The organism is Pseudopedobacter saltans DSM 12145, assembly GCF_000190735.1.
Taxonomy (GTDB): domain Bacteria; phylum Bacteroidota; class Bacteroidia; order Sphingobacteriales; family Sphingobacteriaceae; genus Pseudopedobacter; species Pseudopedobacter saltans.
Genome location: NC_015177.1, coordinates 4,478,938 through 4,505,503 on the forward strand (window position 1 = coordinate 4,478,938; position 26,566 = coordinate 4,505,503).

General features: G+C 37.5%; 16 protein-coding genes. 14 read left to right on the forward strand and 2 right to left on the reverse strand.

Features of this window, described 5'->3' with window-relative positions:
* Positions 1-75 precede the first annotated feature (75 nt).
* The 7 genes from PEDSA_RS18740 (at position 76) to PEDSA_RS18770 (ending at position 15,269) form a co-directional block, all read left to right on the forward strand.
* Positions 76-2,973, forward strand: a complete 2,898-nt coding sequence (locus PEDSA_RS18740; protein ID WP_041537163.1) for an exo-beta-1,4-galactosidase — start codon at positions 76-78, stop codon at positions 2,971-2,973.
* A gap of 11 nt (positions 2,974-2,984) precedes the next feature.
* On the forward strand, positions 2,985-4,130 hold the full coding sequence (locus PEDSA_RS18745) for a glycoside hydrolase family 88/105 protein (protein WP_013634744.1): 1,146 nt from the start codon (positions 2,985-2,987) through the stop codon (positions 4,128-4,130).
* Between the two features lie 111 nt (positions 4,131-4,241).
* Positions 4,242-6,734 carry a glycosyl hydrolase 115 family protein gene (locus PEDSA_RS18750; RefSeq protein WP_013634745.1) on the forward strand — a complete coding sequence of 831 codons (2,493 nt, stop codon included), beginning with the start codon at positions 4,242-4,244 and terminating at the stop codon, positions 6,732-6,734.
* An 8-nt stretch (positions 6,735-6,742) separates the two neighbouring features.
* Positions 6,743-9,199, forward strand: a complete 2,457-nt coding sequence (locus PEDSA_RS18755; RefSeq protein ID WP_013634746.1) for a glycoside hydrolase family 31 protein — start codon at positions 6,743-6,745, stop codon at positions 9,197-9,199.
* Between the two features lie 6 nt (positions 9,200-9,205).
* Positions 9,206-12,163: a glycoside hydrolase family 2 protein gene (locus PEDSA_RS18760; protein WP_013634747.1), complete on the forward strand. Its 2,958-nt coding sequence runs from the start codon at positions 9,206-9,208 to the stop codon at positions 12,161-12,163.
* A 30-nt stretch (positions 12,164-12,193) separates the two neighbouring features.
* Positions 12,194-12,502, forward strand: coding sequence for an L-rhamnose mutarotase (gene rhaM / locus PEDSA_RS18765; RefSeq protein WP_013634748.1), 309 nt, complete (start codon positions 12,194-12,196; stop codon positions 12,500-12,502).
* A 13-nt stretch (positions 12,503-12,515) separates the two neighbouring features.
* On the forward strand, positions 12,516-15,269 hold the full coding sequence (locus PEDSA_RS18770) for a glycosyl hydrolase (RefSeq protein ID WP_013634749.1): 2,754 nt from the start codon (positions 12,516-12,518) through the stop codon (positions 15,267-15,269).
* A 585-nt stretch (positions 15,270-15,854) separates the two neighbouring features.
* Here PEDSA_RS18770 and PEDSA_RS18775 read toward each other — a convergent pair.
* Positions 15,855-19,994, reverse strand: coding sequence for an NACHT domain-containing protein (locus PEDSA_RS18775; protein WP_013634751.1), 4,140 nt, complete (start codon positions 19,992-19,994; stop codon positions 15,855-15,857).
* Between the two features lie 481 nt (positions 19,995-20,475).
* Entirely contained in the window at positions 20,476-21,060 is a 585-nt protein-coding gene (locus PEDSA_RS18780; protein WP_013634752.1) for a Crp/Fnr family transcriptional regulator, read from the reverse strand.
* A 218-nt stretch (positions 21,061-21,278) separates the two neighbouring features.
* Here PEDSA_RS18780 and PEDSA_RS18785 point away from each other — a divergent pair, with 218 nt between their 5' ends.
* The 7 genes from PEDSA_RS18785 to PEDSA_RS18820 all read left to right on the forward strand — a co-directional run bounded on the left by PEDSA_RS18785 (position 21,279) and on the right by PEDSA_RS18820 (position 26,527).
* The gene (locus PEDSA_RS18785; protein ID WP_013634753.1) at positions 21,279-21,578 is read left to right on the forward strand and encodes a helix-turn-helix domain-containing protein; all 300 of its coding nucleotides are present in this window, start codon (positions 21,279-21,281) and stop codon (positions 21,576-21,578) included.
* Positions 21,579-21,896: 318 nt separating this feature from the next.
* Positions 21,897-22,541 (forward strand): DUF6266 family protein, encoded by a 645-nt coding sequence (locus PEDSA_RS18795; protein WP_013634754.1) that lies wholly within the window; start codon positions 21,897-21,899, stop codon positions 22,539-22,541.
* 82 nt (positions 22,542-22,623) lie between these two features.
* Positions 22,624-23,058: a hypothetical protein gene (locus PEDSA_RS18800; RefSeq protein WP_013634755.1), complete on the forward strand. Its 435-nt coding sequence runs from the start codon at positions 22,624-22,626 to the stop codon at positions 23,056-23,058.
* 41 nt (positions 23,059-23,099) lie between these two features.
* Positions 23,100-23,492, forward strand: coding sequence for a hypothetical protein (locus PEDSA_RS20200; RefSeq protein WP_148233559.1), 393 nt, complete (start codon positions 23,100-23,102; stop codon positions 23,490-23,492).
* The gene (locus PEDSA_RS18810; protein ID WP_013634756.1) at positions 23,411-23,959 is read left to right on the forward strand and encodes a C40 family peptidase; all 549 of its coding nucleotides are present in this window, start codon (positions 23,411-23,413) and stop codon (positions 23,957-23,959) included. The genes PEDSA_RS20200 and PEDSA_RS18810 overlap by 82 nt, the downstream gene beginning before the upstream one ends.
* Complete coding sequence (locus tag PEDSA_RS18815) at positions 23,956-24,441, forward strand: hypothetical protein (RefSeq protein WP_013634757.1); 486 nt, start codon at positions 23,956-23,958, stop codon at positions 24,439-24,441. The genes PEDSA_RS18810 and PEDSA_RS18815 overlap by 4 nt, the downstream gene beginning before the upstream one ends.
* Positions 24,442-24,532: 91 nt before the next feature.
* Positions 24,533-26,527, forward strand: a complete 1,995-nt coding sequence (locus tag PEDSA_RS18820) for a glycoside hydrolase family 97 protein (RefSeq protein WP_041537165.1) — start codon at positions 24,533-24,535, stop codon at positions 26,525-26,527.
* The last annotated feature ends 39 nt before the right edge of the window (positions 26,528-26,566 follow it).

Consider the following 26,566-nt stretch of genomic DNA (forward strand, 5'->3'; position numbering starts at 1 on the left):
TAAATAGTCCTATTATAGCAAAACAGAACCATATAGCAATGTTTGCTAATGTTTAAAACCGAACGACCAATTATAATGAAGAAGCTTTATAAAGTTTATTTCCTGATACTGTTATTGTTGATCTGTGCAAACTCTTTTGCTAGTGATAAAATTTCACTCTCGGGTGAATGGAAATTTCAAATAGATGCGCAGGATGTTGGAGTTACAGAGAAATGGTTTGAAAAAAATCTGCCAGATAAAATCAGGTTACCTGGTTCTATGGCAGAAAATAACAAGGGCGATGCGATTACCCTGAAAACGCAATGGACGGGTAGTATTTATGACAGTTCTTTTTATTTCCATCCCAGGTTAGAAAAATATCGTAAAGAAGGAAATATCAAGATTCCTTTTTGGTTAACGCCTCAAAAGCATTATGTAGGTGCTGCCTGGTATCAGAAAGAAGTCGTTATTCCTAAAAACTGGAGTGATAAACGGATAGTCTTGTTTCTGGAGCAGCCGCATACCGAAACGATTCTTTGGGTAAATGGCAAGAGAGTGGGTTTGCAAAACAGCATGGTGCAAGCCCACGCTTATGACATTTCTAAATTCTTACAAGCGGGAAAAAATGTGTTAACTATCCGGATTGATAACCGGATTAAAGAAATAAATGTTGGCCAGGATTCTCATAGTTTAACAGACCATACTCAGGGAAACTGGAACGGAATTAACGGAAGAATGGAATTGCAGGCTGGCCCACATCTGTATTTTGATGATCTACAGGTTTACCCATCATTAGAAAATGGGAATGCTAGGGTTAATATTAAACTTGGAAATGAAGCAGCGATAAAAGGAAAACTTATTGTAGAGCTTTCTGCAAAAAGTTTCAATTCCGGTACTCCACATGAGGTGAAAGCACAGCGCTTTTCTATGATATCCAGCGGTAAATCTGATTCTGTTAGCTTTATTTTACCCATGGATAAATTCCAGACCTGGGATGAGTTTAACCCGGTGCTTTACGAAATGGAAGCTAAAATTATTTTAAATCATAAAGTAATTGATGTTAAAAAGGTTCAGTTTGGAATGCGTGAGTTTAGGGCAAGCGGACGCGATTTTTTAGTGAATGGCAGAAAGACTTTTCTAAGAGGAACGGTAGATAATGCAGTTTTTCCTTTGACAGGCTATCCGGATACAGATGTAGAATCGTGGAAGAAGATTCTTGAAAAATGTAAGGCTTATGGATTAAATCATGTTCGTTTCCATTCGTGGTGCCCGCCGGAGGCAGCGTTTATCGCAGCGGATTTGGTAGGAATGTATCTGCAACCGGAAGGACCAAGCTGGGCAAATCATGGATCATCTTTGGGCGATGGAAAGCCTATCGATCAATTTATTTATGATGAAACGAATAGAATGGCCAAACAATTTGGCAATTATGCATCGTTTTGTATGTTGGCCTATGGTAATGAGCCAAGAGGCAGACAAGTGCCTTATTTAACCAAATTTGTAGACTACTGGAAAGCTAAGGATAGCCGAAGGCTATATACTGGCGCATCTGTAGGCGGAAGCTGGCCGGTTATTCCAAATAGCGAATTTATGGTACGCGCCGGTGCCAGAGGATTGGATTGGCAACGCCTTCCGGAAAGTATCAGCGACTTTAGGGATAAAATAAAGCAGTTTGATGTGCCCTTTGTTGCGCATGAAATGGGGCAATATTGTGTCTTCCCTAATTTTAAAGAAATTGATAAATATACCGGGGTATACAGGGCAAAAAACTTCGAATTATTTCAGGAAGACTTAGCGGATCATAATATGGCGGGTCAGGCTGAAGATTTTTTGTATGCATCTGGAAAATTACAGGCTTTATGCTATAAATACGAAATTGAAAGGGCTCTAAGGACACCGGGATACTCGGGATTTCAGTTGCTGTCTTTAAATGATTATCCGGGACAGGGAACTGCACTGGTTGGCGTCTTGGATGCATTTTGGGCCGAAAAGGGATATATTGATGCGAAGGAATTTACGAGGTTTTGTAATGCTACAGTCCCTTTAACCAGGATTCCAAAATTTGTATTTACAAATGACGAAAAGTTAACGGCGCAGGTTGAAGTTGCACATTTTGGTCCTAAGGATCTAAAGGGTGTTGAAATAAGATGGGTGTTGAAAAACCCTGAAGGTTTAGTCTATCAGTCCGGGAAATTTGAGAGGAAAGATGTTCTTATTGGTAACCAGAATCTTATAGGGAATATAGCGATTGATCTTTCTGCTATTCATAAAGCTCACCAATTGAATTTGGAAGTGGCTATAGCAGGAACCAGCTTTAAGAATGATTGGGATGTTTGGGTATATCCAACGGTTTATCCGGCTTTAAGTAACGAGATTTATTATACTACGGAGTTGGATGAAAAGGCGAAAAATATATTGGAAAATGGTGGGAAGGTTTTCTTCAATGCTTCGGGCAAGATTGTAAAGGGGAAAGAAGTGGTTCAGCATTTTTTACCTGTTTTCTGGAATACTTCGTGGTTTAAAATGAGGCCTCCACACACATTGGGCATTGTATTAAATGAGAAACATAAGGCTTTTGAGTATTTTCCGACAAAAGGATATGGTCAGTTGCAGTGGTGGGAGATTTTGAATAAGGCACAAGTGATGAACCTGGAAGATTTTCCCGCCGGATTTAGACCGTTGGTTCAGCCAATTGATACCTGGTTTATGAACAGAAGATTAGCGCAGATTTTTGAAGCTAAAGTGGGAAAAGGGAAAATCATCGTGTCAAGTACTGAATTATCCTCTGATGTAAAAAATAAACCTGTTGCAAGACAATTGTATTATAGCTTGTATAATTATATGTGTTCGGAAGAATTTAAACCGATCTATCAGGTAGACTGGTTAATGATAAAGGATCTATTGGAAACGCCATCGAAACAACAGTTTGATACGTTTACGAAAGGAACGCCTGATGAACTCAAACCAAATTTTCAGAAAACTATAGCCAATTAAAAATAATAAAAATGAAATTGTACCGATTCAATCAAGTTCTCATAGGCTTCCTTTTAGTAGGAGGATTGTCAGGCTGTGCCGTTCAAAAACAGAATTCTGCGACGAAAAACAAACAGGAGATTTTAGAGGTGATGCGTAGAACGAATAAATACTTTATGGATAAATGGCCTGATGCGGGAAAGCCCATCTATACCAATAGATGGCGCCCCAGCAACATCTGGACAAGAGGTGTCTATTATGAAGGTTTGATGGCATTGTATAAAATTGATAAAAACCAGGTTTATTATGATTATGCAGTAGAATGGGGAGATAAGCATAAATGGGGATTAAGAAATGGTATAGAAACCAGAAATGCCGATGATCATGACTGTGGCCAAACATATCTGGATTTATATGAGATTGATCCAAAGCCGGAGCGTATTAAAGATATTAAAGCATCTATAGATTTAATAATAGCTTCGGGAAAATATGACGATTGGACATGGATTGATGCGATACAAATGGCGATGCCAATTTTTGCCAAGCTTGGGGTTATGACTAAGGACGCGAAATATCATGAATATATGTACAAAATGTACAATCATTCTAAAAGAGCAGAGGGAGGTGGTTTGTATAATCAGAAAGATAAATTGTGGTGGAGAGATAAGGACTTTGTTCCGCCTTATAAAGAGCCGAACGGCGAAGATTGTTATTGGTCAAGAGGGAATGGTTGGGTAGTTGCCGCTTTGGCGAGAGTGCTGGATATTATCCCTCAGAATGAAAAGCATAGAGCGGAATATTTACAGGACTTTAAAGAATTGATGGAAGGTGTTGCTGCGGTGCAACGTCCCGATGGTTTTTGGAATGTTAGCTTGCATGACCCGAACCATTTTGGCGGAAAAGAAACTACGGGTACATCACTTTTTGTATATGGAATGGCCTGGGGCATCAATAAGGGTATTCTGGATGCGAAAACTTACAGACCAATGATTGATAAAGCATGGAATGCGATGGTGAAGGAAGCGGTGCATCCGAGCGGTTTTTTAGGCTATGTACAGGGGACGGGGAAGGAACCTAAAGATGGGCAACCGGTAACTTTTTCCAGTATGCCGGATTTTGAAGATTATGGATTAGGATGTTTCCTACTGGCCGGATCTGAGGTTTATAAATTGAAGTAACAGGAATGCGCTCAATGGGCTCGAAATAAAATGCTTTTTACTCTGAAACACCTTCTAAGGATTGAAAATTAATTAATACATAACCTGCGTAATTAGAAAATTCCATAGAAAATGAACGCTATAAAGAAATTGAAACTAGCTGTTGCAATAATCATCTTATGCGTGAAAACGGGTTTTTCGCAACGTTTGTCGGTGTCCGAACTACCGTCTAAGCATTCGTTTCCGCTGGTGTTTTCAAAAGAAAGTGCTGCCTTATACATCGACAATGGTGAAGAAAAAGTGGTGCATATTGCGGCATCGGCTTTAATAAGCGATATCAAGACGATAACAAATGTTAAGATTCCTTTAGTTAATCAGCAGCCGTTCAAACAGCAAAACGTCATTATAGCTGGAACGATAGGTCATTCGGAATGGATAGATCGGCTTATTGCTTCAGGAAAAATCAATGTTAATGATATTAAAGGGAAATGGGAAGCTTTTAAAATTGTACAGATTGCATATCCTGATAAAGGAATTGAAAATGCTTTGTTAGTAGTCGGAAGTGATAGAAGGGCAACGGCATTTGGACTTTTTGAGATATCAAGAAAAATCGGGGTCTCACCTTTTTATTGGTGGGCAGATATTACTCCCGCTAAAAAGAAAGCTCTTTATCTGCAAGTGACAAAGGAAATCGTTGAACAGCCCTCTGTTAAATACCGCGGAATTTTCTTAAACGATGAAGATTGGGGTTTACAACCCTGGGCAGCAAAACATATGGACACGGATATAAAAGATATCGGACCTAATACCTATACTAAAATATTCGAGTTGCTTTTAAGATTAAAGGCCAATTATATCTGGCCTGCTATGCATCCCAGCACAAAGGCTTTTTACTACTATAAGGAAAATCCTAAAATAGCCAACGATTATGCTATTGTGGTTGGCTCGAGCCATTGCGAACCCATGCTAAGGAATAATGTTTTTGAATGGGCGGTGAATTATGAAAATGAATACGGAGCGAAGCCCGGTGAGTGGCGATATGATTTAAATAAACAGCAGATAGATCAGTACTGGTTTGATCGGGTGGTAGAAAGCCATCCCTACGAATCGGTATATACTATTGGAATGCGGGGCATTCATGATGGCGGCATGCCAGGGCCGAAAGACCGGGGAGAGAAGGTGAAATTGTTGAATGATGTTATACGCATCCAACGGCGGATGCTGGAAGATAATTCTACTAAATCCATTAAAGAAATACCACAGATTTTTTGCCCTTACAAGGAGGTGCTGACCCTTTACCGATCGGGATTGGAGTTGCCGGAAGATGTTACTATTGTTTGGGCCGATGATAATCACGGCTATATCCGACAGTTGTCTAATCCAAAGGAACAAGAACGGAGCGGTGGAAGTGGTGTTTATTATCATTTATCATATTGGGGAGCTCCGCAGGATTATTTATGGCTAAGTAGTACTTCTCCGGCTTTGGTCTCTTATGAATTGTATAAAGCTTATCAATACGGTGCAAAAGACCTATGGGTAATTAATGTTGGAGATATTAAACCTGCAGAGTTGGAAACGCAATTTGCCATGGATCTGGCATGGGATATAGATAAATGGAAACCTCAGCAGGCCTTGCAGTATGTGAAGCATTGGGCTACCGAGACTTTTGGGGTGCAATATGCCAACGAAATCACCGCTATAAAAAATAAATATTATGAATTGGCGGCTTCGGGTAAACCGGAACATATTCCTTTTATCCAATTTACAGAAGTAGAAAAAAACAGCCGTTTAGCAGAGTACCAAAAATTAACCGACAAGGCAAAGCAGTTGCAGGCTAAAATACCTGTAGATTTACAGGATGCTTATTATCAGTTAATTTACTATCCCGTTGTTGGTTCGAAGCTGATGAATGAAAAACACTTTTATGCCCAGCAAAGCTTGCTATTTGCAGAGCAGGGTAATCCGGAGGCATTAAAATATGCAACGAAGGCGAAAGAAGCTTTTGAACAGATAAAATCTGAAACGGAAAAATATAACACAAAAATAGCACATGGAAAATGGGATGGGATAATGGAATGGAAACCGCGAAATCGAGAGGTTTTCTTAATGCCAAAAGTTGCTGAGGAAAAGGATATCCTGCAAGGTAACAAGAGGGAAGAAGTTGAAAAAACTCATGTTGTGAAAACCATAAAAGCAGACCAATTCACCATACAAAACAAAGGAGAAATTAGTATTGAAGGTGTTGATGGATTGGGAATCAATGGACTTTCTATGGCACTATTTCCGCTGAATACAGATGCTTTAAACGCTAATGATCTGCAAAGCGTTCCTTATTTACGATATGAGTGGAACGATCTGACCGGGGAAAAGGAATTTTTACTAAAGACCTTACCTACACAAGGTGTTTATGAAGGAAGAAATGTGCGTATGGCAATTTCTGTAAATAACCAGCCTGTTCAGGTAATGCAGTTTAATCCGAAATCGGAAGATGCCACCTGGGCTAAAAATGTATTGCGTGGATATGCTGTTGCCAGTGTTAAGCTCCCGGTGAAAAGCGGAAAAAATGAAATTAAGATATACCTGTTAGACCCAGGTGCAGCATTTAATCAATTAGAGATTTTTTAGACCCAGATATGAGACTTATTATTTTATCGAGCTTGTTTGTATTATCAACTGTTTTAGGAGGTAAGGCTGGTGACATTGGTGATTACAAATCAGGATTCAAAAAGAACGGAAACGAGCTTTACTTTTCAAATACTAACGGAGACGTTAAACTGGAGTTTTGTACTCCCGGTGTATTTCGAGTTAGGTATAGTTGGGATAGAAACTTCATCGACCATGAAATGTATATGCTGGCCGGTAAAAAATGGGATAATGTGGATGTTGTAGTAACTGAAAAAGCCAATGCTTTTGATGTGAGTACCGCATTTCTGAATATAAAAATCAATAAATCTCCATTTAGAATAGAGGTTTCGGACAAAAGCGGGAAAGTATTAAATACCGATGCCAAATCTCCGGAAAGAAACGGTACATCAGTAATCAATCAAAAGCAACTTTTTCCTGATGAACATTTCTTCGGTTTTGGAGAGCGTATGGATTTTTTGGATAGAAGAGGTAAAAAGTTGAGTCTGGATGTTGGACGTGGAAAAGGATTGCCACACCAGATTGGTGCTTACGATATATTACAGGCTAATTATTCGCCGGTTACTTTTTTTATGAGTACAAGAGGGTATGGGATATTTTTTCATAACTCTTTTCGTACAAATTGGGATATGGGTTACGCGGATAGCGAAAAATACAGCTATGAAGCTGTAGACGGAGACCTGGACTATTTCTTTATGTACGGCCCTGGATTTTTGAATTTATTGGATAGTTATACCGACATAACCGGAAAAGCTCCGTTAATGCCAAAATTTGCATTGGGTTTACATGTGGGAACTTACAGCGGTGGTACCTGGGGACATGAAGAGATGACCAGTGATCAGTATGTGATTGAACTAGGAAAGCGTTTACGAAAAGAGGGAATTCCAACAGATATTATCTGGTTAGATTCTACTTGGAGACTATTTGGTGATGTGGGTGGCAAAGGAGCGACTTCTTTTGAGTGGAGAGAAACATTTAAGAATCCGAAGGGAATGTTCGATGCGCTTTACGGAATGCATTATAAAATGGTTGGGGTACACTTAAGGCCGCGTTTTGATAATGCAAGGAAACTGAATCTGTTAGATCAGGCTCAGGCAAAAGGATATACTTATCCGGAAAATGGGAAGCCGGGCGAATTTGTAAATTTCTTCGATCAGAAAGCGGTAGACTGGTGGTTTGAACATGGTGTTAAACATGCGGCGGAAGTTGGTGCTAAGTTCCTGAAAACGGATGAAGGAAGTGCCTTTGGTGCTTTGGCAAACGAAAGTGATAAAGTTGGGCCTACCGGGAAAGAGGCTGAACGTTTACATAATCTTTTCCCCCTGGCGTATGCAAAGGGCGCTTATGAGAGTTTTCAGAAATTTAATAATATGCGCGGATTAAATCACACGCGGGAAGGTTATTCTGGCATACAGAAATATCCTTTCATTTTTGCTGGAGATTGGCCGAGCGAGTGGCAATATTTTGCACCGGTTATCAAAGCAGGATTAAATATCGGTTTATCGGGTGTAAGCAATTGGGCGCATTGCATGGGCGGATTTGAGCATGTGGCCGATCCTGAATTATACATCAGATGGGTACAGTTTGGAATGCTTAGTCCGGTAGCTACGGTTTTCGGAATGGATCATCCCGGTTATAAAGAGCCCTGGAATTACGGACCGGATGCATTTAGAAATTTTAAGTCTTATGATGCTTTAAGATACCGTTTACAACCTTATTTATATGCTGTAATGTATCAGAACCATATTTCGGGTATTCCTATGATGAGGGCTTTGGTTTTGGAGAATCAGGATGATATCAATACTTATACGGTAGATGATCAATATGTCCTGGGAGAAAATTTAATGGTATGCCCGGTTGTAACAAAAGGGGCGGTAACACGTAGCGTTTATTTACCAAAAGGTACCTGGTTTGACTATTGGACGGGAAAAAAATATGAAGGTAGACAATATATTCATGTTGTTGCACCTTTGGATACCATCCCTATGTTTGTTAAAGCGGGCGGTGTATTACCTATGCAACCCGATATGGAATATACTGATGCGAAAAAGCTGGATAAGATAACCCTGGATGTTTTCCCTTCGGTTGATGGACAAAACCGATCTTTTACCCTATTTGATGATGACGGTATTTCTTTGGAATACCAAAAAGGGAAATATGCAAAAACACTAATCGATGTCGGTAACACGCCGTCAACAAAGGTTTCCATTAATATTAGCAAAACTACGGGTGATTTTAAACCAACGTCCAGAACTTATCTAGCTAAGGTAAGATGGCAGGATGTTAATAAACCAACGGAAGTTACTGAAAATGGTAAATCGGTTAATAAAGTAACCAGCCATGCAACGCTTGGAAATGGTGGTTGGTTTTATGATGAGGGAAATAAAGTATTATGGATTCAGACCATCAATAATAACGCTAAGAATATTGTTTTAACCGTCAAATAGTAAGATATGAAAAAGATAGTTTTTATTGTTTATTTATTGTTGTTTCAGATGGTAGTCTTTGCTGGTGAAAGGATTAAATACAATTTTAATCCATCATGGAAATTGTATATGGGAGATGTAGCCGGAGCGGAATCCGTTAGTTTTGACGATTCCAGTTGGAAGAAAATAGCTTTACCACACGCCTGGAATGAAGATGATGCTTTTTTGAAAGCCATTCACGAGCACTCGACAGGTATTGTGTGGTACAGAAAGAAGTTTAAAATACCGGCAGAAAATAAAGATCAAAAGGTATTTCTCGAGTTTGAAGGGATCCGTTTTGGAGGTGAATTTTATTTGAACGGAAAACCTATTGGAAGACATGAAAACGGAGTGATGGCCTTTGGTTTTGATATTTCAGATGATCTGAACTTTGGTGAAAAGGAAAACGTAATAGCGGTAAGAATAGACAATGCCTGGAATTACAGAGAAAAAGAAACTAACTCCACTTATCAGTGGAATGATAAAAATTTCAATGCGAATTATGGGGGAATACCAAAAAATGTATGGTTACATATCTTACCTAAAATCTACCAAACGCTGCCTTTGTATTCTAATTTAAAAACAGTGGGCACTTATATTTATGCCAACCAGTTTGATATAGATAAAAGGCTTGCAACCTTAAATGTCGATGCTCCTGTAAAAAATGAAACTTCAGGTGCGCGGGTACTACAGCTACAGGTTGAAGTAAAGGATTTATCCGGAAAGACAGTTAAAGAGTTTGTATCTGATAAGGTGAATATAAAATCAGGAGAAACGGTTCATATAAAAGCATCAGAAAGACTGGAGAATTTAAATTTCTGGAGTTGGGGATATGCTTATTTATATACGGTGAATACTAAAATATTACAGGGACAAAAAGTAATAGATAATCTGGAAACCAAAATTGGTATCAGGAAAACCGAATTTAAAAATGGAATGGTTTACCTGAATGATAAGGTTTTAATGATGAAGGGTTATGCGCAAAGGACCAGTAACGAATGGCCTGCAATAGGTATGTCTACTTCGCCATGGTTAAGCGATTTTAGTAATAAACTGATGGTGCAAAGTAATGCTAATCTGGTACGCTGGATGCATGTTACTCCGTGGAAACAAGATGTTGAATCTTGCGATAGGGTGGGTTTGATACAGGCTATGCAGGCCGGTGATGCGGAGAAAGATGTTGAGGGCAGAAGATGGGAACAGCGTGTGGAATTGATGCGCGATGCGATTATCTATAACAGAAATAGTCCAAGTATTTTCTTTTACGAGTGTGGAAACGAGTCTATCAGCGAAGCACATATGATAGAAATGAAGAAAGTAAGGGATACTTATGATCCTTATGGTGCTAGGGCAATAGGCTCCAGAGAAATGTTGGATAGTAAAAATTCGGAATATGGAGGAGAGATGCTCTATATCAATAAAAGTGCCGGGCAGCCCATGTGGTCTATGGAATATTCCCGTGATGAAGGCTTGAGAAAATACTGGGATGAATTTACTCCGCCATTTCATAAAAACGGTGCCGGACCTCTGTATAAAGGACAGGATGCGAGTGATTATAACAGAAATCAGGATACACATGCCATAGAAGACGTTATCCGCTGGGCGGAATATTGGGATCAGCGCCCCGGGACGGGGAAAAGAGTAAGTTCGGGAGGTGTGAACATTATTTTTTCAGATTCAAATACACACTTCCGTGGCGAGGAAAATTATCGCAGGAGTGGAGAAGTTGACGCCATGCGAATTCCAAAAGATGGATTTTATGCTCATCAGGTGATGTGGGATGGTTGGGTAGATCCTAAAAATACAGGGCTGCATATCATAGGGCATTGGAACTATGCAAAGGGAACGGTAAAGGATGAATACGTGGTTTCTACAGGAGATAAAGTGGAATTGTTTCTGAATGGTAAAAGCCTTGGTTTTGGAGAGCAGAGCTATCATTTCTTGTTTACCTTCAAAAATGTTCGTTTTGAAGCCGGGGAGCTAAAAGCTGTTTCTTATAATGGCAAAGGGGAAAAATTAGCAGAAAAGATTTTAAGAACCGCAGGTGAGCCTGCATCAATAAAATTAACCAAAATGGGAAATCCAAATGGTCTGAAAGCGAATGGAAATGATATGGTTTTAATCCAATTTGAGGTTGTTGACGCTAAAGGTAACCGTTGCCCAACAGCCTTAAATATGGTGGATTTTAATGTGGAGGGAGATATAGATTGGCGAGGTGGAATAGCCCAGGGACCTAATAATTATATCCTGGCTAAAAGTCTGCCCGTAGAATGTGGCTTAAACAGGGTTTTAATGAGAACATTTGAAGGCAAGACCGGAACAGTTAAAATTACTGCAACAAGCAAAGGATTAAAGTCTGCAAGTGTGACCTTAACTGTTGATCCGGTGATAATTAAAAACGGGCTTACCCTGTATAGCGAATCTGCTAAGCTTCCGGTAAATTTAGACAGAGGGCCAACTCCGAAAGAGAATACAGTTAAAGTAGTCAGGGAAGCGCTCGATATTGTTTCTGTAAAAGCTGGTGCAAATCAGGAAACTGCAAAAAACAGTTATGATGACAACGAATTATCTGATTGGGTAAATGACGGGAAATTGGCTACGGCATGGATCAGTTACGTTTTAAAAGAAGAGGCACCAGTTTCGGAAGTGGTTATGAAGTTGAATAATTTCAGGAGTAAGATATATCCATTAAAAATCTATGTTGATAATAGATTGGTATTCAATGGGAATTCTAAGAAAAGTCTGGGCTATTTTACAGCAACGTTTCCACCAACTAAAGGCAAAACAGTGAAAATTGAATTAGGAGGAAGTGCAAAAACAGAAGGGAAAGATTATGGGGCAGAAGTTGGAGGCAAGAAACTGGACGACGGTGTGACCAGAGATGATGTCAATACTAAAGGAAGTTTGAGTTTAATAGAAGTTGAAATTTATAAAAAGGCAATATAATCTGCATCTAATAACCAAAAAAACCAACAGATGAAAATAGCATTTAAAATGAAGCTGAAAGAAGGCTTTAAAGAAGAGTACATTAAACGGCATAATCTTATTTGGCCTGAGTTAAAAGAACTTTTGAAAAAATCGGGGATAGCTGATTATTCCATTTTTTTAGATGAGGAAACCAATATCTTGTTTGCTGTGCAACAGCAAAATGGACAATCCTCTCAGGATTTGGGAGAGACAGAGATTGTAAAAAAATGGTGGGCTTACATGGCAGATATTATGGATGCGAATCCAGATAATTCTCCGGTGTCTGTTCCATTGCAGGAAGTATTTCATTTAGATTAGCAATTTTAAAGAAATGAATTATAGAAGGAATTATTTGTTGGCTCTATTAATCGCATCTGCCTTGACAGGGAATGCGCAAACAAATGTGTGGCCTAATGTTACGAAGGAAATGAAGCCCTGGACCAGATGGTGGTGGATGGGAAGCGCAGTGGATGAAAAGAATATTGCGGCATCATTAAAGCAGTATGAGCATGTTGGTTTTGGAGGTGTGGAAATTACGCCAATTTATGGAGCAAAAGGTTTTGAAAATAAGTACATACCTTTTTTATCTCCCCAATGGCTGCAGATGTTGAAATTTTCTGTAGACGAAGCAAAGGCAAAGGGTATGGGCGTAGATATGAACCTGGGAACAGGCTGGCCTTTTGGTGGCCCTCAGGTTACGGCCGATTATGCAGCTACGAAAATGATTGTGCAGCGTTACGCGCTAAAAAGGAAAGAGAAACTTGCCGAGAAAATAGTGGTTAAGGAAGCTAAACAAGCTGATGCAAGATTACAGGCATTGAGAGCGATAGCTCCTGATGGAAAACAAACGGATTTAATGCATTTTATTGCGGCTGATGGTACATTGAACTGGAGTCCGGAAACAGAAAATGCAGATATCATAGCTTTCTTTGCGGGTAAAACCCGGCAGGCTGTAAAAAGAGCGGCTCCAGGTGGAGAAGGCTATACGCTGGATCATTTGGATAAAAAATCTGTTGATGTTTATCTGGATCGTTTTAATCAGGCTTTTGCCGGTAAACAACCCGGTGTTAGAGCCTTTTTTAATGATAGTTATGAAGTTTATGGCGCAAACTGGACACCATTATTTTTTCAGGAATTTAAAAAGTTAAAAGGCTACAATCTGGAAGATCATTTGGTTGAGCTTACAGATAAGAGCGTACAAAATGAACGTGTTGCTCGTGTAAAGTCCGATTACAGAGAAGTGATGAGCCAATTGCTGCAGCATAATTTTTTGGATGAGTTTACCGGATTCGCACACAAATACAATGCTTTGTCAAAAAATCAGGCACATGGTTCGCCGGGTAACCTGATAGATTTATATGCTGCAACTGATATTGCAGAGTGTGAAACATTTGGATCTAGTTTCTTTCCTATCCCGGGCTTGAGACGAGATAAGGAAGATGTTAGAAATGTAGATCCGGATCCAATGATGTTTAAGTTTGCGACATCGGCAACCCATACCCATGGTAAAAAATACACCTCTTCGGAAACTTTTACCTGGTTAACCGAACATTTTAAGACTTCTTTATCTCAGGCAAAACCCGAAGTTGAGCAACTGTTTTTATCAGGTGTGAATCATGTGTTTTATCATGGTACTACCTATTCTCCTGAGGAAGCAGGATATCCGGGGTGGTTATTCTATGCATCGGTAAATTTTGTGCCCAGCAATTCGTTTTGGCCGCATTTAAAAGGTTTGAACGAATATATTACTCGGGTTCAGTCTGTATTGCAGTCGACCAAAGCGGATAATGAAATATTGATGTACTGGCCTATTTACGATGTTTGGAATAATCCTAAGGGCTTAGATATGGCGCTTAAGGTTCATGATGTAGATGAGTGGTTGCATCCGACGGCATTTTATAAGCAGTCATTAATGTTATCGAACAAAGGCTATTCTTTTGATTTTGTTACCGATAATATATTGAGTAATGCTAAGGTTGTTGACGGTAATATCAGTACCAATAGCAATGCTACAGCTTATAAAACATTGCTGATTCCCGAAAGTGATCTGATGTCGGAGACAACCCTGGAAAGTATTATTAGTTTGGCAAAAAATGGTGCTAAGATTATATTCCAGTCTTTGCCTAAAGATGTTCCGGGGCTGGCAGATTTAGAAACGAGAAGAGCAAAATTTAAACAATTGATAACCTCCCTTGACTTTAAATCGGAAGGTGGGCTGAAGAGATACCGTATAGGTAAAGGGGAAATTATTTTATCTCGGGATTTTGTTCCGGCGCTTTCTTCCATAGTAGTTAACCGAGAGGAATTGACAGATAAGGGACTGAAATTTACAAGACGAGTAGAAAATGGGAATGTATATTATTACATAGTGAATCATTCTAAAGACGATTTTAACGGATTTGTAAAGTTGAATGTACAGGGAAACCAGGTGGTTTTGATGGATCCTGAGCAAGGTGATGCAGGTGAGGCTGAAGTGAATGGCGCACAGGTTCGTCTCCAGATAAAGTCGGGACAGGCATTTATTGTAAAAGTTGCCAAAGAGAAATCAGCTCTTAACAAATGGCGTTATTTAGGACAGGAACTAGCTGCAACTAAAATTGAAACGCCATGGAATCTCAGTTTTGCCAATGGCGGACCTGAATTGCCGGCAGCCAGAAAACTGACGACCTTAAAGTCATGGACGGAATTTGGTGACGAGAAAGCTAATAGGTTCTCAGGCTCTGGAATTTATGAGACTACTTTTAATTTCAGTCCAAAATCTCAGAATGAGTATGTTCTTGATTTAGGTAAGGTAGCTGAAAGTGCCCGGGTTTGGGTTAACGGAACCGAGGTTGGCATTGTTTGGGGAATACCGTTCGAGGTTAGAATAGGTAAGTATCTGAAAAAAGGTAAAAACACACTGAAAATAGAAGTTAATAATCTGATGGCAAATAGGATTAAGGATCTGGATGAAAAAGGGATTGAATGGAGAAACTATCATGAAATCAATTTTGTCAATATTGACTATAAGGCTTTCAATGCGAAAGATTGGAAGTTAATGCCTTCTGGTTTGTTGGGTCCGGTTTCTATTAAAGCTTATCAATGATTGTAAGTGTCTGAATCATTAAAAGTTAAGTGATTTTTGGAAACCTTAATGTCCTCGAAAAGTTAGAGACTTTTTGGGGATATTTTTATTTGGAGCTAAAATATATTCAATTCATATCAAGCTTTAAAAGTTTGTAGGTGTTGATGTGTTTTTAGAGTTGCCCAATTTTTAGCCTTTTTAGATAGGGACTTGTTAAATAAATTTACTTTCGGAATTTTCGTGGTCGAAAAAGCCTTAAACAAGAATTATCTTGCTGTCTTTTCCCCTGTTTCAGGATTTGTTCGGGAAACAGGGGAATTCACTGTTCGCATTGTTCACAGGCTGTCTACTACAGGTGGATTGGATTATAATCAGGGGTTTTTAAAAATGTTGCTAAGATTTTGATCAGTTAAGTGGTTTCCTAATAGGGTGATCTATACCCCTCATCCGCCCTTTGGGCACCTTCTCCCTCATGGAGAAGGGGTAATGCATTTTTAAAATTAACTTTAGACATTAAACTCATGTTCATTAGTCCAGGTATCTTGGACTTAAAGAATAAATTAGATTGTAGAAGGAAGAGGTAGGCACTTGCGCCAAAAGTAGATTTTAGTTGACTAACTTACTGATTTGGTTAATATCCAGGTAATTGGAGTCGAAATCTCTGAATTTCTCTAACGCTAACAGTCTGTACCAGTGAATATCGCGATACCTCTTATACTTAGAGCTTAAATGATTTGATTTTTCAATTAGGAAATCATTTACGAGGATTAAATCTTCCTCACTTTTTTCTGCCAGACTCAAGATCCAGTTTCGAACGATACCTTGCCCTGATTCAGTCCAATGGATTACTTTTTGAGCATCATCCACAATGAAATAGCAGATTCCATCAATTTGGGCTAAAATTTGTCTTGTATCTAATTTTTTAAAGCTGATTTCTCCAAGGTTTCTATTTGAAATTCGTTTATGGATTTCTAAATAAGAAACTAAAAATGTTAGACCTTCTATTTCACCAATATTAATTAATGTATGGGCAATTTCGAATTTTCTCTCCTCTTTCGTGTCATCTCTATATAAAGCTATTTTTAAAATAGGGGCAATTTCTGCGGAGAATGAATCTCCAATTTTTTTAGCCATATAAATAAAACAATAGGCATTATAGTTTTTAATATACTTAATTAAAGGGATAAGATCTGATACAGTTCCACCTAATTCTATATATACTTCCAATATATCATTAATACTATATGAAGTTGAAGTATATTTATTCTCAAAAAATAGTTTGGTCAAAATGTCATAAATAATGTCTTTTGAATCATAAATTTTTAAATGTCGACATAAACCAATATGATTCTCTAATACTCCCATATCAGAAATGCCTAATTTTATATTATCCAAGATACTTTGTTTAAGTAATTCTATATTCTTATTTGATATTTTCTCCAAAATAGTTTCAGATAACGAATAGGTGTTGTTTAGTGAATGATGTTCAAAATTCTTAATACCGCCATTGTCAGCACAGATCATTTTAATTAAAATTTCTTCAGGTGTATCAAATTCAAACTTCGAGAATATTTTTGCTATTTTAACCTCAAGAGTTTTGTGCCAATGTTCTATTTCTCCATTTTCGCTGATCTCTATAGAATATGTGCTTTCAAATATGCATATGGGTAGTTTTTTATAATAATATTCTTTAACAATTTCATAAAGTGGGATATTAGATTGGATAAAGTCAGTGCTATACTTTCCGAGTATTTTTAAAACTTGAAACCATTCAAAGTCCATCTTTTCAAGCTGTTGTAGGGCTAATTTTTTTTCTATACTATCCCAAGGTTGTCTATCTTTTAGAAAATGATAAATAATTAACGAGTTAGCCTTTATTTTAGTTGGAGAAGCGTTATAATCAATATATAATTCATTTTTGGAAATTATATCACTGCCAAATGCTTTAAAATATTTAATAATCCCCTTTTTAAATGATCCTTTATTAAGGATATATGATAAATCATTTTGATCTATCAATCTCGAATATTTCTCATATTCATCGTGGATAGGATTCCATTTTGGTAGGAAGTGGCTTTCAGTGGTAGCTTTACATGCAGAGAAGAATTTATTAGCAATATCTTTATTCCCGTAATGATCAGTCGCAACATAAATTGACCAAAGTTTATCTAGCGAAATATTTCCTTCTTCATATTCATTAAATATAAAATCGAAACAATCTTCAGTCAATAAATATGCAAAATTCCAAAAATCTAATCTTTTGATATCTGGGAATAAAATTTTTAAGGCTAAAGAGTTTGAATTTGTCTCGTTGAAGAAATTCGATAATTCTTCATAATCACTTTTAGTGAATTCTCTCCCAATTTTTTTGATTAGGTTTAAAAGTGGATAAATAATAGTAATATCCGATTTGTAAATCTTTACTAGATTTTCATTAAGTGTTGTAAGAAATAATCCCTTATTTATGGATCTTTCAAAAAACTCGAAATGTCCTGTTTGATTTAGTGAAATTAGTAATTTCTTTGCGTTAACAGTATTTTTGACTGATGCCAAAAGCATTTCTAAAAAATAATAAGAACCATTATGATCGATTTCTTGATTATGTCTAATTAAAACAGGAATGCCTTCCAAAGCGTAGTCATAAAACTCATCGATAAGTTTTAGCTTTAATATATTCTGATAAACCCCGTCTCTAAACTCGTGTTTTGAATTGAGTGAGCTTTGAGTTAGTTTATAAACAAAATCTTTAGTAGCAAGATTAAATTCTGCTGATAACTCAAGGAGTTGATTTGCATAAAAATCATCTAATGTATTAAACACTTCCGAAAAAATCATCTTTTTTAAATTTTCCTTCTGTGTTTCTGATAATTCTACATTTCTTAAAACTCTGGTAAAAACAGTCTTGATTGGTGTGGGGAGTTCTTGTTTGATCAGCTCTATACAGTGGTCTTTGGCTTTGGGTTGAGAATTGATAAAAGAGGCAATAACTCTGTCATTTATTAGTTGTAACCGATTATTGTAGATGTTTAGTTTTTCAACAAGTAGATCTAAAAAAGTTATCATTTGGTCAGATGAGAACTTTGTTCCTTCCGTCTTAAATATAATTTCAATATTATCCTGTTTGATGAATTCTATAAGTGGTTTGTACAATGAACCTTTTTCGTCTATCAATGAAAACAATGAAGTTATCGTCTGTAACCATTTCGTTTTTATTTTCTTGATTTGAGTACCATTGGTAGACAAATTAATAATATCTTTAAAAGGCAGATTAATTAGATATTGAGCAGCAAGATGCTCTTGGTATAAGGCGTTTGTGAAACTCCAATAGTTGTTTTTAAAGTTGACGATAGAACTATTCTGCAATAGTAATATCTCCTTGTCGTCAAATAGAAGTTGTATTGTTTCATCTATGAATGAATTAGTGCCTGCAAGCTGTAATGCGAAAGCTAATTTTTGTATTGAATTATTATATTTTACACTTTGTCTCTTAAGAAGCTTGCCGTCTATATTTCTTCTGGTATTTTGAAGTGTAGTGTCGATAAAGCTATCTAGTAAGGAGATTTTATTTTCGGGTATTTGATTAGAGTTTTCTTTATAGCTTTTAACTAATTGAATAAGATAAAAAGGACTAAACAGAAAATCATAAATACCCGCATTGTAAATTTTTTTATAAAAATGGTCAATATCAGAACCCAATTGTTGAACTAAATACTTATGGATAGAGTGTTCATTTAAAGGCCTTAACTCGAAAATCTCAAAATCTCGTAGTTCATTTTCAATTTCATAATGATCAAAAAACAGCCTTCGACAACAAATAATTAAGCTTATGTTGGGGTTTTCCATTGCAAAAGCCTTGATATATTTGACCTGACTGAGAAATTTTTCTGTAGGTACTTCATCCAGGCCATCTAAACCAATTATGATATCTTTGGCTGGAATGGTTTTCCAATTAGGGTAATTAACTTGTAAGCATCGGTCAATCTCACTTACATTTAATTCTTTAAGATCAATTAAGATTGGATAATATGAAAGGGGAGAGGCAGATAGATTATGCAGAACCTTTTGCATTTCTATGCTTTTCCCTGAATGAGCTTCGCCTAATATTGCCATCCTTTTGGCCGAAAATCTATTTTCAACAAAAAGTTTTTCAAGTTCTATTGCTGTGAAATCGTTATCCCATATAGAAAGTAAAGGTTGATTATATCTTTCAATTTGTCGGTCAATGTAATCTTTTGGTTCAGAAATGGGTCTGTAGGATATGTTCTTAGAGTGACAAAGTTCATCTGCATCTAATTTTCCAAAGTATTTCTCAACTACAGTATAGTACTTTTGTAATTGAGTATCAAGATAGTTCTTATCCCAGAATTGCAAATCGATATTGAAATCGTTTTTTAACTTTTTAACAAGTTCTGATTGTCGTTTTTTACTTTTTGAATTTTGGAGATCCGCAGTAGTAATTAGAATAAAATCACTACACTCATCAACTAAACTATTGTATGTAAATTGGTTAACAATGTTTGTGAGATCACCTGGAAATAGCTTCTTCTCACACTTACATTGAATAAAAGTATATTTGCCACCATTAGGCTTTAAACTGTGTAAGTCAATGCCCTTTTGATCATTACCTTGTTTTAAATAATTCTCAAACCTTAGTTCTGGTAATTCATATTGAGTAAAATGAATACAGAGGTCTTGGAATACATCCCAAGAAATTTTATTCCAGTCTAATCCTTTTTTATTAATCATTACTTTTCTCTCTCAAATATACATTCGTATTCCTTACTTTCGTCTGCTCTAATTTCAATAATATCAGGCATCCTTTTTGGATTAATTGAATGGAATTGCAGAAAATATAATTTTTGGAATGAAGAAATTTTCTGACTTCATGAATTTTTCTACAGCTTTAGAACATCCCTTTGTATTAAATAGTATTTTATGACATATACTAAAATATTAAGGTAATTAGAGAAGCACTCGGTTTATTCCAAAAAGATTTTCACCGTTATCAGATTTATTTAGAGATCGCTAATCAAAAAAGAAGTAGAACGTATTGGTACAGAATCAAGCATACTAGTTGTTTTAAAGATAACCCGTTGTTGCTAAAAGATTAATCTAATGCTAAGGAGTTATCTTAAACCAGAACAGAGACCATATCAAAAGCTTCGACCATTCGAAAGAGATAGCATATTACACCTTATCTTTTGATACAGTCCCATGTTTTAAAATACTATCCTGACCTCTTAAGCAATACCTCCTTCTTAATGCGTGATAAATGTATGGCGCTAATATTTAGTAAATCCGCGATATAATTCTGTCGAATACAAAGATCAATCTGCGGATATCTATCTTTAAGTAGTAAATACCGTTGTTTGGCAACTCCCTTTCCGGAAATGGCCAGTTGTTTTCTGTAGAAGTCATTTTCGGCAAGCAGAGCCTTAAAAATTACCTGGGCATAGTCATTACTGAAATGAAGTAAAGCGTTCCATTCATGAAATGATAAGCTTACAATTTCTGCGTCATAGATGCACTCGATTCCAAGTGCAGATGAATCTTGTGTTAAGTAGCTTTCTGCTATATATAGGTGTTTATGAGGACCGACGATATCAATCGTTTTAGAAGTATCTGCGGTGCTTTCAAAAATTCTGAAATATCCGCTCTTTACAAAAATGAGATGCCGGCATATCTCCCCGGGATTTAGCAGAACCTTACTTCTGGATATGTTTTCCAATTGTATCCGATGTAACAATGATTCCTCTGCATCGGGAGGTAAATAGCCAAACTCTCTCAAATAGTTTACATAATGTTTATGCATGCTCGTGTATTTATTAATTTCTGTAATGAAAGAAAATGATTTAAGCTTTTATATCTTGCAGTTAACCGGTTTACTAAAACACAATATTAATTATTTGTTTTGAAGCTATGAAGTTTTTTAACTCTTTATTTTTTAAACAATACAGAAATTGATACGAATGAATTGTGTGTTTACCACAAATTTTAGTTGAATAGATTGTTAACTGATAATTTAAATTTATGACGACAACATTTGAAAACAGGAAGATGTACTATCTTTTCTTAGGCTCTTTAAGCAGAATAGAGGAGCTATTAAATACCTTATTATGTATGTTGGTAGAAACAAAAGAAAATCTGAACCAAAAGACTAGATTGCAGGACTTTAAAGAAAAATGCTTGGATAAGCAAGAGGTGCTTCAGCTACTGAAAATTTCTGGGCGTACATTATACAATCTGCGTAAGAGCAACAAATTATCTGAAAAAGTGATTGGTGGTAAAATGTACTTTAACCTATCGGACGTAGAGAAATTAATGAAATAGATGTACTTTTTCAAAATTTCAATAGTTCTCCAAAAGTAGCTTTTAAGCAAGAAATGCCCTGTATGCTTTTACTCTGCTTCGGGTCTTCTTCGCGAAACAGGGGGTATTTCCCGAAGAAGTCTCGAAGCGGTCCCGAAGAAAAGTGCGAAAAAGTGGCAAACTGTAACAAAGCCAGGCAGGTAGTGGCAAAATGCAGCAAGGGCGGTTCCCAGGCTTTTTTTTGAGTTTTTTGCCTTCTACATTTGCCTTCAGACAAAAGACCGATAGCGCTATCACAGAAGCTTTTGCACATGGTTAAACCCTTTAAATTTTTAAGATATGGGTAAATATTCACAGGGCATTCTGGGTGCCTTTTCGGGAAAGGTGGGAACAGTAGTAGGTGCGTCATGGCGCGGTATTAAATACATGCGAAGTCTGGCTGCTAAACGTGGCAATAGCAGGGCTAGTGAAAAGCAATTGGAACAACAGGCCCGTTTTGCGCTGATTGCCGGTTTCCTAAGACCTGTCAAGCCATTGCTGGAGCTAGGCTTCAAGAACTATGCAATCGGGAGAACGGGTTACAACAGTGCTTCCAGCTATAACCTGAAAAATGCATTGACCGGACAAATTCCAAATCTGCAAATAGACTATAGTATGGTACTGTTAAGCCGGGGCGATCTGGTTGGCGCAAAATCACTATCGGTAAGCTCAGCAACTCCAGCGGAACTGAACATCGTCTGGCAGGACAATAGCGGACAAGCCAAGGCTAAACCGGAAGATCAATTGATTGTGGCGGTCTTTTTACCGGCTTTGGCAGAAGCTACCTATATGATTGGAGCAGCCGAAAGGCAGAACGAATCATTTGTATATAATCTTCCGGCAGAGTACAGCGGCGAAACTGCGGAAGTATACATCAGCTGGACTTCGGTAGATGAAAAGGAAGTAGCGACAAGTGTTCACGCGGGAAGTGTGATAATTGCGTAAAGCCACAAACATTGGAGAGGGAGAAACCCTCTCCAATTTCTAGTCAACTAATTAAATAAATTAAAATACTAAATAGAATATTATGCAAGATAGCATTGTGAATTATACCAATTTAATGAAATTATTCCTAAGGGAAGCAAAGAAGTTAATAGCAGTGCTTCCGAAAGGAAGTATCAGGGAAACCAATGCCGCTTTGAAGAGATTTTTGGAAACTGAAAGCTTAAGACGCTGGTACAACGCCTTGTATATGCATTTGCTTAAAATCACCGAATTCGAATCACTCTTGAACAAAATAAGCAGCCGTCTGCAATTTAAAGGGCTGAATAAAAAGGGCTTGAACAATGATGAGGTTAAAAACCTACGTTACGAGCTGTTATCATTATTCCTTGACTGTTGCGGGAAATACTCTGAGGCAGAACCATATGCCGATACCAGCGCAGATTATCGGATTCGTCTATACAAGTTGCGCCGTAGACCCGAAGCACCCGTAGGACAGTGGCAAAGCCTGGATGACTAGTACCCATTACCAATAAACTAACAACTAATGAACTAAATAACATGATTACAAAATTCATAAACAATAAAAGCATAGCGTATGCATTACCGAAACCATTCTATTTTTACAGTCATCCTGTATTTAAGCAATTGCTAGGGCTGATAATATTAAGTCTGGTCTTACCTTATTGGATATATAGGTTTGACAGCACTTCAGCATTGCCCGATCCGGGTATAATTTATCTGTTTCTATTGGCATTGCTGTTTTTTATCACCTTACTGATATTGATCTGGAAACTCTTCAACAGCAGTTGGGAACGACTGGGCTTACCGGATATCACTTATATGGTTAAACATTTTAAAGAATTGGATTTATGGCAGCAAATTATATTATACTGGCTTTCTTTTGCTTTATTACTCCTGGCAGCAATTGGCGGACTAACAGCAATTTGCTAAAAATACAGGAGCAAGCCAACCGGGAAAAAATAGTAGCCATTGCCCGGGGCGAACTGGGTGTACGTGAGATTACCGGCAACAACGACGGTGAAAGGGTAGAAGAATACCTCGCAATAACCGGCTTAAAGAAAGGACAGCCCTGGTGTGCTTCCTTTATGAGCTGGGTGTTCAAAAAAGCAGGATATCAGGAACCCTGTACGGCCTGGTCACCAGCTTTGTTTGTCAATAAGGTAATTACTAAAGCCATTAAACCGGGAAATGTATTAGGTGTCTGGTTTCCAGATAAAAAGAGGATAGCCCATGCGGGGCTGGTGGAACAGCAGCAGGGCGATTGGATTGTCAGTATAGAAGGCAATACAAATGTATTTGGTAGTCGTGAAGGAGACGGAGTGTACCGCAAGCGAAGACATATCAAAACAATTTATCGTTATGCGGATTGGTTGGCTAAAAAGGAGAGCTCGCCATGATTATGAGATCCGGAATGGTAGTCTTGCTGATAATTTTGACTTCATGTAATGCTTTTAAACATAGAATTCATTCCTTGAGTAAAGAGAATATTCGTTTTGAAGAGCAAAGTAACGTATTAAGGGAACATCTACGAATAGCAAAGGAGCGAGAGGATAAGGAATTGGAGCAACAACTAGTTACACAATTGGAAATTATAGCCGACAGTCTTTGGTATTGGCATCCGGATAGCGGCTTATTGCCCAGACCAGGAATGTTGAAAGTGCGATACAAGTTGAAGGGATTAAATAGGCAGCGCCAGAAAAACAGCAAAACCGGAATAGAAGCAATACTTTTAAAAGATTTGATTGTAAAGAAGAACCAGATTAATAGTGAACACAAAGTGAATACTAGAGTTAAGGAAACAAAGATTGATTATTGGGTTTTGGTGATATTAGTTGTTGCTTTGTTCCTACTATATAGGAAAGGATATTCTAAAAAATGAATCTTTAAAATATTTATTAAATCGGTTTAGTTTTTATATATTAGCATTTGTTATAGACTTAAATATTATAAGAATTCATAATTTAAATTAAATGATGAAAAGAATAAACCTGCTGGGCTGTTTTTTGTATGCTATATTTTCTTTAAACCTACATGCACAGACAATTGTAGAATCTACACGTTCAAGTTTAGTGTCTCCTAATGGAAAATACAAATTTGAAGTATATCAGAAAGAAATTTCCGGCAAATCCAGACAATTATATTATACCCTTACTTATAACGGAAAAGCAGTTATTGAAGAGTCTGAACTGGGGGTGCTCATTAAAAACCAATTGTTTGAATCGGCATTGGGAATACCCAATGATACTGCTAAAATATGGGGAGCAAACCTAAGCTTTACAGGTAAAAAAACGCATACTTTCAATGAAACCTGGAAACCTATATATGGCGAGCGAAGTATCATACGTAACCATTATAATGAGTTAACGCTGAATTTCTTGAAGGGCGAGGAGAAAACCGGAGGTATCGATGAAGGTTACGATAAACGGCGCTTTTATATGATGGATTTCATCGTGAGAGCCTATGACGAGGGGGTCGCTTTCCGTTATTTCTTCCCCGAGGCAACCAATGGTCTATTCCTGCACATCACCGGAGAGCAAACACAGTTTACCTTCCCCGAAAAAACAATGGCTTATTATGAACGCTGGGCACAGGGACCTTACGAATTGCAGTCTTTAAAAAATTGGAAAGATGAAAGTGAAAGACCATTGACATTAAAGTTGAAAAATGGGTTAACAGTAGCTTTAGCCGAAGCAGAAATGATAGACTATTCCCGTATGAAGTTTCGTCTGGATGAAACGAAGCAAAATACCTTGCAGGCTTCTTTATATAGCTCTGTAGATGTGATAACTCCTTACACTACGCCGTGGCGGGTGATTATGGTAGCAGAAAAAGCCACAGAGCTGATAGAGAATAACGATATTATCCTGAATCTGAATCCTGCGAATAAAATAAAAAATACCTCATGGATAAAGCCTGGTAAGGTTATTCGTGTGGCGAAGTTAACACAGGAAGATGCTATTAAATGTATTGATTTTGCAGCTGAACGGGGTTTGCAGTATATTCATATTGATGCAGGTTGGTATGGTCCGGAAATGAAAATGGAATCAGATGCTACTTCTGTCGCAGAGAACAGAAACTTTGATATTCCGGCGCTGACTGCTTATGCAGCAAAGAAAGGAATAGGCTTATTAGTATATGTTAATCAACGGGCACTGGTACAACAGTTGGATGAATTATTGCCACTTTATAAAAAATGGGGAATTAAAGGGATAAAATTTGGTTTTGTACAAATAGGAAACCAGCATTGGTCAACCTGGTTACACGATGCCATTAAAAAATGTGCACAATATGAAATGTTAGTGGACATACATGATGAATATAGGCCTACAGGATTCAGCCGTACATATCCGAATCTGATGACACAGGAAGGAGTACGGGGAAATGAAGAAATGCCTGACGCAATACATAATACCATTCTGCCATTTACACGTTTTCTAGCGGGAGCAGCAGATTATACAATATGCTATTATAATAATAGGATAAAAACTACCCATGCTCACCAGCTAGCCATGGCTGCAGTATATTACAGTCCTTTACAGTTTTTATATTGGTATGACCATCCTTCGGCCTATCAAGGCGAACCGGAAATAGAATTCTTTGATAAAGTAAAAACGGTTTGGGACGATACTAAAGCAGTAGCGGGGGATGTAGGCGAATATGTTACCATAGCTCGCCGAAGTGGAAACGACTGGTTTTTAGGTTCATTGAATAATAATGATGCCCGGAATGTGACTACACCCTTGACCTTTTTAGAGGCTGGTAAAAAATATGTAGCCCATATCTATACAGATGATGAAAATATAAATACCCGCACAAAAGTTAAAGTAACGCGGTTAATAGTAGATAAAACTGTCCAGCTACAATTTACCTTAAAAGCAAGCGGAGGTAGCGCGATTCATCTTGTTCCGGCTACAAAAAAAGATCAGAAAAGCTATAGGTCATATAAGAGAAATACAGTTTTATAGTACTTATAGCTTTAATTAAAAATTGCAATAATTGTGATT

Coding starts and splice junctions, on each gene's coding strand:
- PEDSA_RS18740 (WP_041537163.1), top strand. CDS start 76: ATGAAGAAGCTTTATAAAGTTTATTTCCTGATACTGTTATTGTTGATC.
- PEDSA_RS18745 (WP_013634744.1), top strand. CDS start 2,985: ATGAAATTGTACCGATTCAATCAAGTTCTCATAGGCTTCCTTTTAGTA.
- PEDSA_RS18750 (WP_013634745.1), top strand. CDS start 4,242: ATGAACGCTATAAAGAAATTGAAACTAGCTGTTGCAATAATCATCTTA.
- PEDSA_RS18755 (WP_013634746.1), top strand. CDS start 6,743: ATGAGACTTATTATTTTATCGAGCTTGTTTGTATTATCAACTGTTTTA.
- PEDSA_RS18760 (WP_013634747.1), top strand. CDS start 9,206: ATGAAAAAGATAGTTTTTATTGTTTATTTATTGTTGTTTCAGATGGTA.
- rhaM (WP_013634748.1), top strand. CDS start 12,194: ATGAAAATAGCATTTAAAATGAAGCTGAAAGAAGGCTTTAAAGAAGAG.
- PEDSA_RS18770 (WP_013634749.1), top strand. CDS start 12,516: ATGAATTATAGAAGGAATTATTTGTTGGCTCTATTAATCGCATCTGCC.
- PEDSA_RS18775 (WP_013634751.1), bottom strand. CDS start 19,994: ATGATTAATAAAAAAGGATTAGACTGGAATAAAATTTCTTGGGATGTA.
- PEDSA_RS18780 (WP_013634752.1), bottom strand. CDS start 21,060: ATGCATAAACATTATGTAAACTATTTGAGAGAGTTTGGCTATTTACCT.
- PEDSA_RS18785 (WP_013634753.1), top strand. CDS start 21,279: ATGACGACAACATTTGAAAACAGGAAGATGTACTATCTTTTCTTAGGC.
- PEDSA_RS18795 (WP_013634754.1), top strand. CDS start 21,897: ATGGGTAAATATTCACAGGGCATTCTGGGTGCCTTTTCGGGAAAGGTG.
- PEDSA_RS18800 (WP_013634755.1), top strand. CDS start 22,624: ATGCAAGATAGCATTGTGAATTATACCAATTTAATGAAATTATTCCTA.
- PEDSA_RS20200 (WP_148233559.1), top strand. CDS start 23,100: ATGATTACAAAATTCATAAACAATAAAAGCATAGCGTATGCATTACCG.
- PEDSA_RS18810 (WP_013634756.1), top strand. CDS start 23,411: ATGGCAGCAAATTATATTATACTGGCTTTCTTTTGCTTTATTACTCCT.
- PEDSA_RS18815 (WP_013634757.1), top strand. CDS start 23,956: ATGATTATGAGATCCGGAATGGTAGTCTTGCTGATAATTTTGACTTCA.
- PEDSA_RS18820 (WP_041537165.1), top strand. CDS start 24,533: ATGATGAAAAGAATAAACCTGCTGGGCTGTTTTTTGTATGCTATATTT.